General features: G+C 70.3%; 15 protein-coding genes. 9 read left to right on the top strand and 6 right to left on the bottom strand.

Annotation, left to right across the window (positions count from 1 at the left end):
- The 3 genes from ACTOQ3_RS34655 to ACTOQ3_RS34645 all read right to left on the bottom strand — a co-directional run.
- Window positions 1-338: RICIN domain-containing protein (locus ACTOQ3_RS34655; protein ID WP_440087698.1), on the bottom strand; the 338-nt coding region annotated here is incomplete at its 3' end.
- Window positions 339-606: 268 nt separating this feature from the next.
- Complete coding sequence (locus tag ACTOQ3_RS34650) at window positions 607-1,470, bottom strand: NAD(+)/NADH kinase (RefSeq protein WP_440087697.1); 864 nt, start codon at window positions 1,468-1,470, stop codon at window positions 607-609.
- Window positions 1,471-1,631: 161 nt separating this feature from the next.
- Entirely contained in the window at window positions 1,632-2,066 is a 435-nt protein-coding gene (locus ACTOQ3_RS34645; protein ID WP_440087696.1) for a hypothetical protein, read from the bottom strand.
- A 242-nt stretch (window positions 2,067-2,308) separates the two neighbouring features.
- Here ACTOQ3_RS34645 and ACTOQ3_RS34640 point away from each other — a divergent pair, with 242 nt between their 5' ends.
- From ACTOQ3_RS34640 to ACTOQ3_RS34625, 4 genes are all read left to right on the top strand, one after another.
- Entirely contained in the window at window positions 2,309-3,193 is an 885-nt protein-coding gene (locus ACTOQ3_RS34640) for a sulfotransferase family protein (protein ID WP_440087695.1), read from the top strand.
- Entirely contained in the window at window positions 3,190-4,389 is a 1,200-nt protein-coding gene (locus tag ACTOQ3_RS34635) for a glycosyltransferase family 4 protein (RefSeq protein WP_440087694.1), read from the top strand. Before ACTOQ3_RS34640 ends, ACTOQ3_RS34635 begins: the two co-directional genes overlap by 4 nt.
- Window positions 4,390-4,832: 443 nt before the next feature.
- Window positions 4,833-6,263, top strand: coding sequence for a family 2B encapsulin nanocompartment shell protein (locus tag ACTOQ3_RS34630; protein ID WP_440087693.1), 1,431 nt, complete (start codon window positions 4,833-4,835; stop codon window positions 6,261-6,263).
- Between the two features lie 82 nt (window positions 6,264-6,345).
- Window positions 6,346-7,386, top strand: coding sequence for a family 2 encapsulin nanocompartment cargo protein polyprenyl transferase (locus ACTOQ3_RS34625; protein WP_440087692.1), 1,041 nt, complete (start codon window positions 6,346-6,348; stop codon window positions 7,384-7,386).
- Between the two features lie 158 nt (window positions 7,387-7,544).
- Here the strand turns inward: ACTOQ3_RS34625 and ACTOQ3_RS34620 are convergent, their stop codons facing one another.
- Together ACTOQ3_RS34620 and ACTOQ3_RS34615 are read right to left on the bottom strand one after the other, a co-directional pair.
- Complete coding sequence (locus ACTOQ3_RS34620) at window positions 7,545-8,696, bottom strand: acyl-CoA dehydrogenase family protein (RefSeq protein WP_440087691.1); 1,152 nt, start codon at window positions 8,694-8,696, stop codon at window positions 7,545-7,547.
- 178 nt (window positions 8,697-8,874) lie between these two features.
- Complete coding sequence (locus ACTOQ3_RS34615; protein WP_440087690.1) at window positions 8,875-9,609, bottom strand: hypothetical protein; 735 nt, start codon at window positions 9,607-9,609, stop codon at window positions 8,875-8,877.
- 336 nt (window positions 9,610-9,945) lie between these two features.
- On the opposite strand from ACTOQ3_RS34615, the gene ACTOQ3_RS34610 reads away from it, so the two are divergent.
- From ACTOQ3_RS34610 to ACTOQ3_RS34595, 4 genes are all read left to right on the top strand, one after another.
- Window positions 9,946-11,583 (top strand): ABC-F family ATP-binding cassette domain-containing protein, encoded by a 1,638-nt coding sequence (locus tag ACTOQ3_RS34610; protein WP_440087689.1) that lies wholly within the window; start codon window positions 9,946-9,948, stop codon window positions 11,581-11,583.
- Between the two features lie 85 nt (window positions 11,584-11,668).
- Window positions 11,669-12,649: a LacI family DNA-binding transcriptional regulator gene (locus ACTOQ3_RS34605; protein WP_362681620.1), complete on the top strand. Its 981-nt coding sequence runs from the start codon at window positions 11,669-11,671 to the stop codon at window positions 12,647-12,649.
- A 471-nt stretch (window positions 12,650-13,120) separates the two neighbouring features.
- Window positions 13,121-13,672 (top strand): hypothetical protein, encoded by a 552-nt coding sequence (locus ACTOQ3_RS34600; RefSeq protein WP_440087688.1) that lies wholly within the window; start codon window positions 13,121-13,123, stop codon window positions 13,670-13,672.
- 61 nt (window positions 13,673-13,733) lie between these two features.
- Window positions 13,734-14,684: a hypothetical protein gene (locus ACTOQ3_RS34595; RefSeq protein WP_440087687.1), complete on the top strand. Its 951-nt coding sequence runs from the start codon at window positions 13,734-13,736 to the stop codon at window positions 14,682-14,684.
- A gap of 63 nt (window positions 14,685-14,747) precedes the next feature.
- Here the strand turns inward: ACTOQ3_RS34595 and ACTOQ3_RS34590 are convergent, their stop codons facing one another.
- Complete coding sequence (locus ACTOQ3_RS34590; protein ID WP_440087686.1) at window positions 14,748-15,263, bottom strand: hypothetical protein; 516 nt, start codon at window positions 15,261-15,263, stop codon at window positions 14,748-14,750.
- Window positions 15,264-15,393: 130 nt separating this feature from the next.
- On the opposite strand from ACTOQ3_RS34590, the gene ppgK reads away from it, so the two are divergent.
- Window positions 15,394-16,125 (top strand): polyphosphate--glucose phosphotransferase, encoded by a 732-nt coding sequence (gene ppgK / locus ACTOQ3_RS34585; RefSeq protein ID WP_440087685.1) that lies wholly within the window; start codon window positions 15,394-15,396, stop codon window positions 16,123-16,125.
- Window positions 16,126-16,443: the final 318 nt, after the last annotated feature.

The raw sequence follows: 16,443 nt of genomic DNA, 5'->3' as shown, positions 1-16,443 counted from the left end.
CCGGTGCAGTTCTCCTGCTGGACGGCCTTGCCCGCGGAGGTGCTCGCGTCCTTGACGCCCGCGCACAGGCCGCTGTGGACGGCCTTGAGCTGGGTGCCGCTCCCGGTCACGGTCCATGCCTGTCCCGCGCCGCCGCAGCCGTTCTGGGTGAGCTGGACGCCGGCCGAAGAGCCGGTGCCGGTCAGGCACAGGCCGCTGCCGTTGTTCACCAGGTTGTAGTTTCCCGGGGCGGGTGCGGCGGCGGAGGCGGCGGAGACGCCGGCCACCGTTCCCGACAGGGCGAGGGCGGCGACGGCGACGAGGACGCCGGCCGCCTTCCCGTTGGTTCTGTACAGCACAGTCGAGCTCCTTGCTGGTCCGGCAGGCAGGTACGACCTGCGGTTCGGAATCCCCCCAGCGAGCACTCGCCGTTCACATGTGCGATCCGCGTACATGTGAGCGAACAACCCACAAGCTAGGTAAGCGCTTTCCCGCTGTCAAGCGGGGCATGAAAGTTTCATGACGAACGCTGTCACCTGACCGCTCCCGGCGCGCTCCTGCCGGCGGAGAGGGCGTGAGAGAGCCCGCCCCGGCGGGCGCCCGGGCGGTGCGAGGATTCCGGGAGGTCTAGTCGACCTCGGCGCTGCCGTTGACGCGGAGCTTGCGGCGGGCGCGGTCGTAGAAGCTCTTCGGGCCGAGCCGGACCACCCAGGCGGCGGCGCGGATCGCGGTGACGCCGAGCCCGTCCCCGGGCGTGAGGTGCGCGGCCACCGTGCCGTCCACCTCCACGGCGAGACGGCCGCTCGTCGGCAGCAGGTCGAGCATGACCCGCTCGTCGGCCGACAGCACGATGGCCCGGTTGAACGACGAGTGCGCCGCCGCGGGGACCACGAGGAACCCCTCGACCGTCGGCGACACGATGGGACCGCCCGCGGAGAAGCTGTAGGCGGTCGACCCGGTGGGAGTGGCCACGATCACCGCGTCGGCCGCGTAGCGCACGAAGGGGTGCCCCTCCACGGTGATCGACACCGCCGACAGGCCGTCCCCCGGTATCCGCACCAGGGCGATGTCGTTGAACGCGGTCACCGCCGTGCCGTCGGGCAGGGCCGCCCGCACCGCCATGCGCGGTTCGACCGTGTAGTCGTGGTTGTCGATGGCCGACAGCGCGGGGGGCAGCTCGTCGACGTCGATCTCCGCGAGGAACCCCAGCTTGCCGAGGTTGACGCCGAGGACGGGGGTCTTGCGCCCCGAGATGAGGCGCATGGTGCGCAGCATCGTGCCGTCGCCGCCGAGGCTGACGAGCAGGTCGGCGCGGTCGACCAGGGTGGCGCCGTCGACCGGGACCGCGCTGCAGTCGATGCGCCCGACCTCGTCGGGCAGCCCCAGCACCGTGACGTCGCGGGCACGGGCCCACTCCACGATCGTGTCGATGGCCACCTTCGAATCGCGCTGCGGGTGCAGAACCAGCCCCACGGTCTTGACCATCCCCATGCCTCACACTGTACGGGGCCCGCCGCCGATCCCGTACGCCGCGATCCCCGGCGGGTGGGAACGAGGCCCGGCGAGAGGCCCGTCGACGGGCGGGAGCACGTGCCCGGCACCGGGGGCCGGGGCGGGGAGCGGGAGGCCGGGGACCGGGAGTGCGGGACGGATCAGCTCTGGCGCCGTTCCTTCATCCGCGCCTCGTGGAGGTGGCGGCGCCCGCCCGCCAGCCGTTCCCTGATCCGCCTCTCCACGTCGGTGAAGACGCTGTGGTAGCCGTCCTCGTACTCCTCCACGACCTGGAAGGTCCACCGGCCGGGGATGACGTCGAGGCCGATCAGCTCGCGGGTCACCATGTCGGCCATCTCGGGGTGGCCCGCGGCGCGCAGCAGCTCCACCGCCTCGTCGAGCTGCAGGTCGGCGTGACCGGTCAGCTGGTGGAAGGAGTAGAGGTGCCCGCGGGCCCGCTCGGTCGTCTCCAGCGCCTCGGAGAGCTTTCCCAGGGCCTCGGCGGTGGCGTCGTCGACGTCGTGGGACGCGGCCCGGGGCGAGGTGCCCGGCGAGGTCGGGGAGGAGGCCGGATCCGGCCGTACGTCGTGGGTCACTCGATCTCCTCCTCAAAGGGCGCGGTAGATCAGGGGTCGCGCGCCGGAGCATGATCGCTGACCGGCCGCACGCCGTCTGAGCTTTGGGAACGTGTCACTACCCCGCATGGGGAGGGTGAATCGCCGGCTCGTTCCGCCCTTCCCCCGGGGACGGGAAAGGCGCGGGCACACCCGCGGACAGGGAGGTGTTCTTGAGTGAACACACAGTTAAATGCCAGGAAAGGTGACTACCCTCCCTGGGCATGGACTGGCAGCGCAAGGCCAACGACGCCCTTGTCAGGCTCACCGGATTCCAGATCAACCGAGTAGGGAAAGTTGGTCCAGCGGCCACCGTGAAGCCCCCCGCGGTCGCGGAGGAGTCGTTCAGGCCGCCCGCGGACCCGAAGGTCGACCGGTTGCTGGTCGCCCCGATCTTCATCCTCTCGCCGGTCAGGTCCGGCTCCACGCTCCTGAGGGCACTGCTCAACGCCCACTCCATGCTGCACGCCCCGCACGAGCTGCACGTGCGCAGGCTCCGGGTGGAGTTCGGCACCTCGCTGGCGGAGAAGGCGATGGAGGCCCTCGGGCACGAGCGGGCCGACCTGGAACACCTGCTGTGGGATCGCGTGCTCCACCGCGAGCTGGTCAAGAGCGGCAAGACGTTCGTCGTGGACAAGACACCGGCCAACGCCTTCGCCCACCGGCGCATCGCCGCGTGCTGGCCGGACGCCCGGTTCGTCTTCCTGCTGCGCCACCCGGCGTCCGTCGCGAGTTCGTGGTACGAGGCCGGCGCCGGCAAGAGGACGCCGGAGGAGGCGGCGCTCGACGCCCTGCGCTACATGAAGGCCGTGCAGCGGGCGCGGGGGGCGCTCAGCGGGTGCACCGTGCGGTACGAGGACCTGACCGCCGACCCCGCGGCCGAGGCGCGCCGCCTCTGCGACTTCCTCGGCATCCCCTGGGAACCGGAGATGCTGGCGTACGGCGAGCAGGCCGTGCTGGAGAAGGGGCTCGGCGACTGGAAGGACAAGATCCGCTCGGGGAGCGTGCAGCCCGCACGCGACCTGCCGAGGGCCGAGGAGATCCCCGAGTCGCTCAGGCCGATGTGCGAGAGCTGGGGATACCTGCCGCGCGCCGCGGAGCCCACGTGACGGCGCCCGGAGCGCCCGGGGCCCCCGAGGCCATGAAGATCCGCTACATGCTCCTGCACGCGTACGGCATGGGCGGGACGATCCGCACGGTGATCAACCAGGCGAACGCGATGGCCGCCGCCGGGCACGACGTCGAGATCGTCAGCGTGGTGCGCCGCAGGGAGAGACCCCAGTTCCCGATCGACGCCCGCGTCCGTCTGCTGGCACTGTCGGACCAGCGGGACGGCAGGCCCTCGGACTCGGTGGGGCGCAGGGCCTGGCGGCGGATCCGCGGCAAGATCGTGCCTGCCGGGGAGTTCGCGGCCTCCTACTTCACCGAGCGCGTGGAGCGGGCCGTCATCGACTACGTCTCCGCGCTCCAGGACGGCATCCTGGTCACCACCCGCCCCGCGCTGAACCTCATCTCCGCCCGGCGCACTCCCGCGAGCGTCGTCAGGATCGCCCAGGAGCACATGAACCTGGCCACCCACCCCGAGGCGGTCCGGGCGGCGATCGCCCGTCACTACGGCGGCCTGGACGCGGTGGCCGTGCTCACCGGGACCGACAGGAGGGAGTACCAGGAGCTCCTTCCCGGCACCCCCGTCGTGCGCATCCCCAACGCGGTCGGCCCCGTGCGGCGGCCGCTCTCCTGGCAGGAGGACAGGCTCGTGGTCGCGGCCGGGCGGCTTGTCGGGCAGAAGGGCTTCGACCTGCTGATCCCCGCGTTCCGGCAGGTCGTCGACCACCACCCCGACTGGCGGCTGCGCATCTACGGCACCGGCCCGAAGAAGGACGCGCTGCGCGGGCTCCTGAAGGAGCACGGACTGCGTGACAACGTCACCCTGATGGGACGGACCGACCATCTCGACGAGGAGCTGGCCAAGGCCTCCTTCTACGTGCTCAGCTCACGGTTCGAGGGCCTGCCGATGGTGATGATCGAGGCGATGACCCAGGCGCTGCCCGTCGTCGCCTTCGACTGCCCGACCGGTCCGGCCGACGTGCTGACCCCCGGGGTCGACGGGCTGCTCGTCCCTCCCCGGGACGTTGACGCGCTGGCGGCGGCGATGATCCGGCTCATCGAGGACCGGGGGCTGCGGGAGCGGATGGGGGCCGCCGCCGCCGTCACCGCGCGTGACTACACGCCCGAAGCGATCATGCCGCTCTGGGAGAACCTCTTCGCCGAACTCCTGGGCCGAGCACCGGAACGGCCACGCTGACCGGTTCTGCCTGATTTTCATCTTTTATGGGAGATGCCGCCCAGGACGGTACTTCGCCTTTCTCGCTGTTGTCGCGCCGTTCCCTACCGGCGGGGTGTTTCGCGGGTTTTCCGATGCCGCGCGAAGGGGGATTTCCGCTGTGCCGTGCCGGCCGCCGGGGATACGCGGCGCGATGTCTGGCATGACGGATATTCCCAGCTCACAAAGCCCTTGATATGAGCCGGACCGCTGATATGAATAAGACATTCAATCTTTTTCGGGCATTTGATGATAGCGACTTTTTTAATTGTTGGCCGGATCGTATCCAATGCTTGACAAGATATTTAAGGGCAACCCAAAATTGAGGCGTCCACGATGGCGGGCCATATCCGGCTCCGCGCATCGGGGGGTCAACGATTCTGCCGTTTCTGTCGCGGGTAATTGGCGTTCCCCCTGGTTGTTTCATGTCTTCTTTCCCTGTCGGTACGAGTACGGATCGGTGGTGTGTTGTGACGGAGTTCGAGGCTGGCCGGTCGCAGCTGAGTCTGAGTACGGACGCCGCGCGTAACCTGGCGACGACGACCAAGTCGACTCCCCAGATGCAGGAGATCACCTCACGGTGGCTGCTGCGGATGCTCCCCTGGACGCAGGTCTCGGGCGGCACCTACCGCGTCAACCGGCGGCTGACCTACACGATCGGCGACGGGCGGGTGAGCTTCACCAACTCCGGGTCGCAGGTGGCGGTCATCCCGGCCGAGCTGTGCGAGCTGCCCCTGCTGCGCGGGTTCGACGACTCCGACGTCCTCGACGCGCTGGCGGGCCGGTTCGTCCAGCGGGAGTTCCAGGCCGGTGACGTGCTCGTGGAGGCGGGGCGACCGGCCGACGAGGTCGTGCTCATCGCGCACGGCAAGGTCAACAAGGTCGGCACCGGGCCGTACGGTGACGAGATCGTGCTGACCGTGCTGGCCGCGGGCGACCACTTCGGCGACGACACCCTGGTCGGCGACGAGGGCGAGTGGCCGTTCACCGCCAAGGCGGTCACCAGCGGCACGGCGATGGTCCTGCCCCGGCAGGCCTTCCTGGAGCTGACCGAGCAGGCGGAGCCGCTCCAGGCCCATCTGCGGCAGCGGGAGACGGCCTCTCGCGGGCCGCAGAACAAGTACGGCGAGGCCGCCGTCGAGGTGGCCGCCGGCCATGAGGGAGAGGCCGACCTGCCGGGCACGTTTGTCGACTACGAGCTCTCCCCGCGCGAATACCAGCTGAGCGTCGCGCAGACGGTCCTGCGGGTGCACAGCCGGGTGGCCGACCTCTACAACGACCCGATGGACCAGATCGAGCAGCAGCTCCGGCTCACGATCGAGGTGCTGCGCGAGCGGCAGGAGCACGAGCTGATCAACAACCGCGAGTTCGGGCTGCTGCACAACGCCGACCTCAAGCAGCGGATCCACACCCGCACCGGTCCGCCCACCCCCGACGATCTCGACGAGCTGCTCAGCCGCCGCAGGAGCACGAGTTTCTTCCTGGCCCACCCGCACGCCATCGCCGCCTTCGGCCGCGAGTGCAACGCGCGCGGGCTCTACCCGCAGGGCGTCGACATCGGCGGCAGCGGGGTGCCCGCCTGGCGTGGCGTCCCCATCTTCTCCTGCAGCAAGATTCCCATCACCGAGACCCGCACCACCTCGATCCTGGCCATGCGCGTCGGCGAGGACAACCAGGGGGTCATCGGCCTGCACCAGACCGGCATCCCCGACGAGTACCAGCCCAGCCTGTCGGTCCGCTTCATGGGCATCAGCGAGAAGGCGATCATCTCCTACCTGGTCAGCGCCTACTACTCCGCCGCCGTCCTGGTGCCCGACGCGCTCGGCATCCTGGAAGACGTCGAGATCGGTCACTGAAGACAGGCGAGGACAGGCGAGGACAGGCGAGGACAGGCGAGGACAGGGCTTCGGACCGGCCGCTGAGCGAGGGAGAGCGATCATGACGACCATCGAGACGTCGACGGACGGGCGGTCCGCGGGTGAGGTGCTGGCCTGGAGCCGGGACATGGTCGAGGCGACCCTGCGCCCGGCGGCCGACACGCTGCCCGCGTCGATGAGGCGCATCGCCGGATACCACTTCGGCTGGTGGGACGAGCAGGGCCGGCCGTCCACGACCGGCGGGGGCAAGGCGATCCGCCCCGCGCTGGCCCTGCTGTCGGCGGAGGCCGTCGGTGGCACCGCTGTCTCGGCGCTCCGGCCGGCGGCCGCCGTCGAGCTGGTGCACGACTTCTCCCTCCTGCACGACGACGTGATGGACGGTGACCGGACCCGCCGTCACCGCCCCACGGCCTGGGCCGTCTTCGGGGTCAGCCCGGCCATCCTGGCCGGTGACGCGCTGCTGACGCTCGCCTTCGACGTGCTCGCGACCGGAGGACACCCGGGCACCGCCGAGGCGACCCGGATTTTCAGCACCGCGGTCCAGGAGCTGCTCGACGGCCAGAGCGCGGACGTCGCCTTCGAGGAACGCCGGGATGTCGGGCCGGCCGAGTGCATGAGCATGGCGGTCGGCAAGACCGGTGCCCTGCTGGGCTGCGCCTGCGGGCTCGGCGCCCTGTTCGGCGGTGGTGGTCCCGAGCAGGTCGAGCACTTCGTCGCCTTCGGCCGGGACCTGGGGCTGGCGTTCCAGCTCGTCGACGACCTGCTGGGCATCTGGGGAGACCCCGAGGCGACCGGCAAGCCGGTCCACTCGGATCTGCGCAGTCGCAAGAAGTCCGTCCCGGTCGTCGCCGCCCTGGCCTCCGGCACCTCGGCCGGACAGGAGCTGGCCCGCCTCTACCACCGGGAGCAGCCGCTCTCCGACGCCGAGCTGGTCCGCGCGGCCGAGCTCGTCGAGGCCGCGGGCGGGCGGGCCTGGACCCAGGTGGAGGCCGACGAGCTGCTCGCACGGGCTCTGCGCCACCTGGCGGCCGCGGGCGCGCTGTCCCGGCCCGCCGCCGAGCTGACCACACTCGCCCGTATCGTCACCCGTCGCGACCACTGATCGGAGCGTCGTACGCCTGTCGCCGACGACGCTCCGGCGAGGGAGCTCAGGCGGCGACAGGCGTACGACGCTCCGGCTGCCCGTCGGGAACCCCGACGAGGGCGCCTGGGGACGTTTGGGAACAGAGCGCTCAGGCGAGGGCGCCCAGGGTGGCGTGCTCAGACGAAGGCGCTCGTACCGGTGATCGCCCGTCCCACGATCAGGGTGTTGATCTCGCGCGTCCCCTCGTAGGAGTAGATCGCCTCGGAGTCGGCCACGAAGCGGCCGACGTCGTAGTCGAGGACGATGCCGTTGCCGCCCAGGATCTCCCTGGCCCATCCCACGGCCTCGCGCATCCGCGCCGTGCAGAAGGCCTTGGCCATGGCCGAGTGCTCGTCCTTGTAGACGCCCGCGTCCTGGAGCTGTGCCAGCCGCACCACCATGCCCAGCGAGCAGGTGACGTTGCCCAGCATCCGCACGAGCAGGTCCTGCACGAGCTGGAAGCCCGCGATCGGCCGCCCGAACTGCTCGCGCGTCCTGGCGTACTCCAGTGCGAGCTCGTAGGCGCCCGTCATGCAGCCCACCGCCTGCCAGGCCACGCCTCCCCGGGTCTGCCGCAGGATGGTGCCGGTGTCGCGGAAGCCGTTGGCCTTCTGCAGCCGGTTGATCTCCGGCACCAGGCAGTTGGTGAGCGTGATGTCGGCGTTCTGGACCGTCCGCAGGGCTATCTTGTTCTCGATCTTCGTGGCGGCGAAGCCGGGCGTGCCCTTCTCCACCACGAATCCCTTGACCTGGCCGTCGGCCTCGTCCTTGGCCCACACCACGATCAGATCGGCGAAGGTCGCGTTGCCGATCCAGCGCTTGGCCCCGTTGAGCACCCACACGTCGCCCTCGCGCCGGGCCGTCGTGCGCAGCCCCGCCGCGACGTCGGAACCTCCCTCCGGCTCCGTCAGCGCGAACGCCCCGATCTTCTCCATCGCCGCCATCGGCGGCAGCCATCGCTCCCGCTGCTCCTCCGAGCCCAGCCGGTCGACGCTGCCCATCGCCAGACCGTTGTGGACACCGAAGAACGTGCCCATCGACGGGTCCACCCGGTTCATCTCCAGGACCACGAACCCGGTCAGCAGGCTCCGTGCCCCCCGATAGGCCAGGCCCGCGATGTCGAGCTTGGCGAACTCGGGAATCAGCTGGTGGGGGAAGCGCGCGTTGGTCCACGCCTCGTTCGCGATGGGCGCGACCTCCCGCGCCATGAACTCCCGTACCCGGAGCACGATCTCCTTCTCGTGCTCCTCCAGCAGCTCGGAGTAGTCGTAGAAATCACCCGTCGTCATCGGCGCGGCTTCCCTCCGGTCGTCGTCCCCCTCCGCTGCCCGAAAGCCGGGGGATCAAGCGGAAGACCTCACCGGGAACCACGGGAACCACGGGAAACGCCGGAAACGACGGAAGCCCGGGTCGCCCCGGGCTTCCGCGTCGACTGCCGGCCGGTCGCGGCGCGACCGTCAGGCGGGACTACCAGCGGCGGGTGTAAACGCGCACCCAGTCGGACCGGCTGCGGCTCTCGGAGAGCTCGTCGTTGCCGTCGAAGATCGCGCGGTACTCACCGCTGCTGTACGCGCGGGCCTTGGCGCGGAAGGTGCCCTTCCAGCCGGTGTCGGGGGAGGCCACGAACTTCCACGTGTTGGTACCGCGCTTGCGGAAGTAGATCTCCACCTCCTCGCCCCGCACGCCCTTCCAGCGGTCGTCGTCGACCTGGAGACGGCCGGTGAAGTAGACCGAGCGACCCTTGCGGACGGTCCCGGGGTTCGCGGAGAACCGGTAGATCCGGGTCTCGGCCTTCTCGGCCTTCTCGTGTACGACGGAGAAGTTGACCTCGTCGGTCACCTTCTTGCCGTCCTTGTCGTACGCGTCGGCGATCGCGACCCAGCGACCCTCGAAGTCGTTCTCGTCGAAGCTGGTCGTGAAGCGCCACAGGTCACCCTGGTGCAGGAGCCTGGGCTCCGGCGCCGCCAGGGTGCGGGCCTGGTCGGAGACCGGCCTGAGGCGAAGTTCGACACGGGTGGCCTCTGTGGTGCGGACCTCGATGCTGACCCTCGTGTCGTCGTCTCCCTTCACGACGATCGGGTTCGGGTTCACGCTGTCGATGCGCACGCTGAGAGCGACTCGCTCCGCGGAGGCCGTTCCGGCGGACAGGAGCAGCGAGCTGCTCACCGCCGCTGACAGCAGACCGATGGCGATTCGTTTCATCAAGATGCTTCCTCTTCTCCCCGTTTCGGGGGCGACCTGTTGACCGTCCCCGTCCATAAGACGGCACAGAAGCGGCTGATGTTGCCTGAAGTGTCGAAAAAAGAGGGTTTAGATCTCCGTAAGGTAACGTTTCCCGGTAAGGACGGCCAGGTCAACCGCCGGTTGTCGGACCCCAGAAATTTTTTCTGCGATAAGCGCGATATGTCTGATTTGCCGGGAATAGGGTTCGGCGGGTGGGGTCGGGATGCGCGGCTGGGGGATTCGAGACCCCTAATCGGTCATAACGGACATATCAGACATGGCGCCGCGGTGCCGGCGGGCGGATAGCGTTTGCGTATGAGTGCCACCATCGTCGCCAAGGACCTGGCCGCCGGACACGGCGACCGAGCGCTTTTCACCGGGCTCGACCTGGTGGTCGCCCCCGGCGACGTCGTCGGCCTGGTCGGCGTGAACGGCGCGGGCAAGTCCACCCTGATGCGGATCCTCGCGGGGCTGCTCCCGCCCGAGCACGGCTCCGTGCGGCTCAGCCCGCCTTCGGCGTCGGTCGGCTACCTGCCCCAGGAGCGTGAGCGCCGCGCGGACGAGACGATCGCGGACTTCCTGGCCCGCCGTACCGGGGTGGCCGCCGCGCAGCGCGCGCTGGACGCCGCGACCCAGGGGCTGGTGGAGGGAACCCCGGGGGCGGACGACGCCTACGCCACCGGCCTGGAGCGCTGGCTCGCCCTGGGCGGTGCCGACCTGGAGGACCGGGCCGCCGAGGTCGTCGCCGAGCTCGGCCTCGCCGTGGAGCTCGACCGGCCGATGACGGCGCTCTCCGGCGGCCAGGCCGCGCGGGCGGGCATGGCCTCCCTGCTGCTCAGCCGCTACGACGTCTTCCTGCTCGACGAGCCCACCAACGACCTCGACCTGGAGGGGCTGGAGCGGCTCGAGCGCTTCGTCACCGGCCTGCGGGCCGGGACCGTCCTGGTCAGCCACGACCGCGAGTTCCTGGCCAGGACCGTGAACCGGGTCGTCGAACTCGACCTCGTCCAGCAGCTGGTGAGGGTGCACGGCGGCGGCTACGAGGCCTATCTCGCCGAGCGCGAGGTCGCCCGCCGGCACGCCCGCGACGAGTACGAGGAGTACGCCGGCACCGTCGCCTCCCTCAAGCAGCGCGCGGGGATGCAGCGCGCCTGGATGGAGAAGGGCGTCAAGAACGCGCGGCGCAAGGCGTCCGACAACGACAAGATCGGCCGCAACTTCCGTACCGAGGCGACCGAGAAGCAGGCCGCGAAGGCCCGTCAGACCGAGCGGCTGATCGAGCGGCTGGACGAGGTCGAGGAGCCCCGCAAGGAGTGGGAGCTCCGCATGGAGATCGCGGTGGCCCCGAGATCGGGGGCCGTCGTCGCGACGCTGCGCGATGCCGTGGTCCGGCGCGGCGCGTTCACCCTCGGCCCGGTGAACCTGGAGGTCGGCTGGGCCGAGCGGGTGGCGGTCACCGGCGCCAACGGCTCCGGCAAGTCGACCCTGCTGGCCGCGCTCCTGGGCCGGCTCCCGCTGGACGAGGGCAACGCCTCGCTGGGCCCCGGGGTGGTCGTCGGCGAGGTGGACCAGGCGCGGGGGCTGTTCCTCGGCGACGAACCCCTGGTGGAGGCCTTCGGCGCCGCGGTGCCCGACATGGTTCCCGGCGACGTGCGCACGTTGCTCGCCAAGTTCGGGCTCCGGGCCGCGCACGTGCCGCGCCCGGCCGCCACCCTGTCGCCGGGGGAGCGGACCCGGGCGGCGCTGGCGCTGCTCCAGGCGCGCGGGGTGAACCTCCTCGTGCTCGACGAGCCGACCAACCACCTGGACCTGGCCGCGATCGAGCAGCTGGAGTCCGCGCTCGCCTCCTATCCCGGTACGCTGCTGCTGGTCACTCACGACCGCCGGATGCTGGAGGCGGTGCACACCACCCGGCGCGTCCACGTCGACGGCGGCAGGATCACCGAAAGCTGACCGGGACGACCCGCCGGACCTGACTGTTGACGCAACTTTCGCAAGCAGCCGCAAGTAATTGCTTCTATTGCCTTATAGTTTCATCATGACGCGACGGCTTGCAGAAGTGGCCAAGAAGGTCGGGATGAGCGAGGCGACGGTCAGTCGCGTGCTCAACGGGAAGCCCGGGGTGTCCGAGGCGACCCGTGAGGCCGTCCTGACGGCGCTCGACGTGCTGGGCTACGAGCGGCCGACCCAGCTGCGCGGCGACAGGGCGCGGCTGGTCGGGCTCGTCCTGCCCGAGCTGCAGAACCCCATCTTCCCTGCTTTCGCCGAGGTTGTCGGGGGTGCGCTGGCCCAGCAGGGGTTCACCTCCGTGTTGTGCACCCGCACCCTGGGCGGCGTCTCCGAGGCGGAGTACGTCGATCTGCTGCTCCAGCAGCAGGTGTCCGGCGTGGTCTTCGCCGGAGGCCTGTTCGCCCAGGCGGACGCCTCCCACGAGCACTACGAGCTGCTGCGGGAGCGGCGCCTGCCGACCGTGCTGGTGAACGCCGCGGTCGCGCACCTCGCCTTCCCCCAGGTCTCCTGCGACGACGTGGCCGCCGCCGAGATGGCGCTCGGCCACCTGCGGTCGCTGGGCCACGAGCGGATCGGCATGGTGCTCGGCCCTCCCGACCACGTGCCCTCCCGGCGCAAGCTGGACGCGGCGGACCTCGACCCCGAGTTCGTGGAACACACCATGTTCTCCCTGGAAGGGGGGCACGCGGCGGCCGCGCGGCTGATACGCAAGGGGGTGACCGGCGTCATCTGCGCCAGCGACGTGATGGCCCTGGGCGCGATAAGGGCGGCCCGCAGGGCGGGGCTCTCCGTGCCCGACGACGTCTCGGTGATCGGCTACGACGACTCCGCGCTGATGAACTGCACCGATCCGCCGCTGACGACGCTGCGCCAGCCGATCGACGCGATGGGCCGCGCGGTCGTCGACCTGCTCGCCGCCCAGATCGACAAGGCCCTGGTGCCGGCCGACGAGCTGCTCTTCGAGCCCGAGCTGGTGGTCAGGGCCTCGACCGGCCCGGTCAGGCGCTGAAGGGGCCCCGCCGGTCTCCCCGTGCTCCGAGCCGGACCCGTTCGGGCCGCCCGCCCCTGATCCCGTTCACGGACGATCCAGCATGCTGATGTCGTTATCTTCCGGTTTAGCATTCGCCTGTTACGAATATACGTCGTGAACAAGAAAGAAAAATGTTCACAGTTTTCTGGAAGTGACCCCCTGCGACTGGAGGCGGCACCGGGTGACCTCGCGTCGGCCCGCGTGTTCCCCGGCCCGGGGTGGCTCACGCGACCGGTCTGTACCCTCCGCGGATTCGCCGGCGGGCCACCATGCGCCCCTTTCGCCGAGGTTCGGCGCTTTGGCTCGCGCCGGAACATCTTGGGACCTCCCGTTTGCCGTTTTCGTTACGCTGAGTAGTTGTTGATCTCTTAAAGTTATCGCGACAAGTATGGAAGATCCATCGCTTGCCGCCCCCCGAAGACATGCCTCGTCATTCGGAAGGAAGAGATCTTGCGTAAGAGATTTGCCGCGCTCACCTCGGCGGGCGTGGGCGCTTTGATGGTCATCCTGGCGGCACCGGCGGTGGCCGACCCCACCGCCAACACCATCGTCACGTTCTCGGTGGAGGCGGGAAGCCTGGACATCGCCGCGCCCGCCGGCCCGATCGACCTCGGCTCCGCTCCCCCCGGTGGCACGCTCACCGGGGAGATCGGTCCCGTGTCGGTCTCCGACACCCGCGGTGGGGCCGACTCGGCCTGGACCGCGACGGTGTTCGCGACGGACTTCACCGACGCCGCGCTGACGATTCCCTTCGCCTCCGTGGAGTACTGGTCCGGGTCGGAGACCGCCACCACCGGCGGCGGCACCTTCGTTCCGGGACAGCTCACGGTGGACGACGCGGTCCCCCTGACGGGCACGACGCTGACCGCCATCCCGGCCATGGCCCACACGGGAGGCACGGGAGGCAGCACGGCGACGTGGAACCCCACGCTGATCGTCAACATTCCCATCACGGCTCAGGTCGGCGACTACACCGGGACGGTGACACATCAGGTGGCATAGCCGGATCGCTGGACCCTTCACGCTGACGCTGCTGGTCGCGCTGTGTTCCAGCGTGACCGGCGTGTCGGCCGGTGTGTCGGCCGGCGAGAGCCTGGTCGCCGCCGACCCCCGGGGCACGATCGGCATCCGCCTTCTCGAGGCACCGGTCAGCCGCCGCGGCGATCCTCGCGCGCTCTCCTACATCGTCGACCATCTCCATCCGGGCACCACCATCCGGCGGAAGGTGGAGATCTCCAACACGTCCAGGAGACCGCAGCACGTCAGCCTGTATCCGGCCGCGGCCGACGTCGTGCGGAACGGTTTCCACGCACCGGCGGGGCGCCCCAGGAACGAGCTGGTGAGCTGGATCTCGCTCGACCGCGACTCGGTCGACCTGCCGCCGGGGGGCACGGCGACCGCCCAGGTAACGATCAAGGTGCCGCTCGTCGCCTCGCGTGGCGAGCGGTTCGCCGTGGTCTGGGCGGAGGTCGCCGCCGAAGCCAACGACTCCCACCCCGTGCGCGTCGTCAACCGGGTCGGGATCCGCGTCTACCTCGATGTCGGGCCGGGCGGGGAGCCGCCGTCGGACTTCCGCATCGAGGAACTGACGCCCAAGCGCACCGCGGACGGCAACCCGCAACTGCTGACACTGATCCGTAACACCGGAGGGCGCACCCTGGACATGAACGGGGCGCTGTCGCTGACGGACGGCCCCGGCGGCCTGCAGGCCGGGCCTTTCCCCGCCGACCTGGGGGTCACGCTGCTTCCCGGCGTCGTCGCTCCGGTGACCGTGACCATGGACCGGCGCATGCCCGAAGGCCCGTGGAGGGGCAGGGTCACCCTGGCGAGCGGCATGGTGAAACGGGCGGTCTCCGCCACCTTCACCTTCCCGGCGGCGGGCCAGGGCTTCTCCGTCGAGCCCGACGAGAACCACCTGCCCCTGGTGGGGCTGGTGGCCGGGGTGGTCGTGCCCGTCACCGCCCTCGGCCTCATGGTGCGCCGCAGGCGCCGGGCCGCCGCCCCGACGAGCTGACGCTCCGCGTCGGGGCGGCGGCCCGGTGGCCGTGCCGGACGGGCGGGGCGACCCGCCCGCCGCTCACTTCGAGACGTAGAGGACCTTCCAGCTGCCCGCGTACAGGCAGTTCAGGGAGGGCTTGGCGGCCTTGGCCTCGGAGCAGACCTTGAGCTCGACCTGGTAGAGGTCGCGCTGGGTGAACGTGAACGGCTTCGGGGTGCCGTACGAGCAGTCGACGATGCTGCGGTGCTTGAACGGCAGGTTCTTGCCGTCGGCGGTCCGGTAGGTGAGGCGGAAGACCGCCCAGCCGCAGGAGGAACCCCTCGTCAGGTCGTAGACCTTGCCGGAGATCCTGCCTCTCTCGGCGGCGGGGATGACCGCGTGGTCCTCGCCGGAGACGGTCAGCGAGCCGTTCGCCTTCGCCCTCCTGCCGGGGGCGTAGTAGGTGCCCCACGGACCGGCGCCCTGCGCCGCCGTCGTGCCGGTGGCAGCCGGTCCGGTCGGGGCCTGCGCGGTCGCCGCCTGGGCGGTCGCCGGGGCGATGGAGACGAGGGCGGTGGCGAGGGCGAGTCCTGTGAGGAGGCGACTGATCGTCATGGGAGGGGTTCCTTTCCGGCTGTTGTGCCCACAGTGTGTGACGGACCGCTTTCAGCCGGGTTGACCGCTCACTGCAAACGAGTATCAGCCACCTATCGGGGGGAAGGGGGAGTCAACAGGAGGTAGGTACATGGAAGCGCTGGGAATCGACATCGGCGGGTCGGGGATCAAGGGCGCGCCGGTGGACGTCGCGAAGGGGCGGCTGACGCGAGAGCGGCTGCGCATCCCCACTCCGGACCCCGCCAAGCCCGAAGCCGTGGCCGCGGTGGTGGCGGAGATCGTCGAGCACTTCGCCTGGGACGGGCCGATAGGGGTGACCTTTCCGGGGATCGTGGTCGACGGGGTCGCCAGGTCGGCCGCCAACGTGGACAAGGACTGGATCGGCACGGACGCGCGGCAGCTGTTCACCAAGGCGACGGGGCTGCCGACGGCCGTGCTGAACGACGCCGACGCGGCCGGCCTGGCCGAGGTGGCGGCGGGCGCCGCCAAGGGCAGAACGGGCGTGGTGATGCTGCTGACCTTCGGCACCGGGATCGGCAGCGCCCTGCTCATCGACGGCCGCCTGGTGCCCAACACCGAGCTCGGCCACCTGGAGATCAGGGGCAAGGAGGCCGAGAAGCGCGCCTCCGACCAGGCCCGCGAGGCGCACGACCTCGACTGGGACGAGTGGGCCGAGAAGGTGCAGGAGTATCTGGAACACGTCGAGGCGCTGTTCTCCCCGTCGCTGTTCATCATCGGGGGTGGGGTCAGCAAGAAGGCCGACAGGTTCCTGCCCCACATCAAGCTGCGCACCCCGATCGTCCCGGCGGGTCTTCAGAACGAGGCGGGCATCGTGGGCGCCGCCATGGCGGCCGTGGGGTAGCGGCGGCCCCACCCGGGTGCGCGCTTCACGCAGGCGGCCCGGGGAGGTCGGCGTATGCCACGGGCGAGCGGCGGGGATCGGGAACGGGAACGGCGGGGAACGGCGGGGATCGGGAACGGCGGAGAGCGCCCGGCGGGGGCCGGGGAGTCTCGGGGGTCTCCGGCGTCCGCCGGAGGGTTCGGCGGCGGCCGTCGCGCACCGCCCGGGAGAGGCTCCGGAGAGGAGTATGAAACTTTCATCGCGCTAGAAATCTGTTCGGTGAGGTCAGAGGCTGGGACGGCCCTATTCGAGGGCCTCCGACGTGCAACAAGCTGTACA

Source organism: Streptosporangium sp. LJ11 (assembly GCF_051918945.1).
GTDB lineage: Bacteria > Actinomycetota > Actinomycetes > Streptosporangiales > Streptosporangiaceae > Streptosporangium.
The sequence above is the reverse complement of the archived record's forward strand: the minus strand, read 5'-3'. Positions and strand labels throughout refer to the sequence as shown.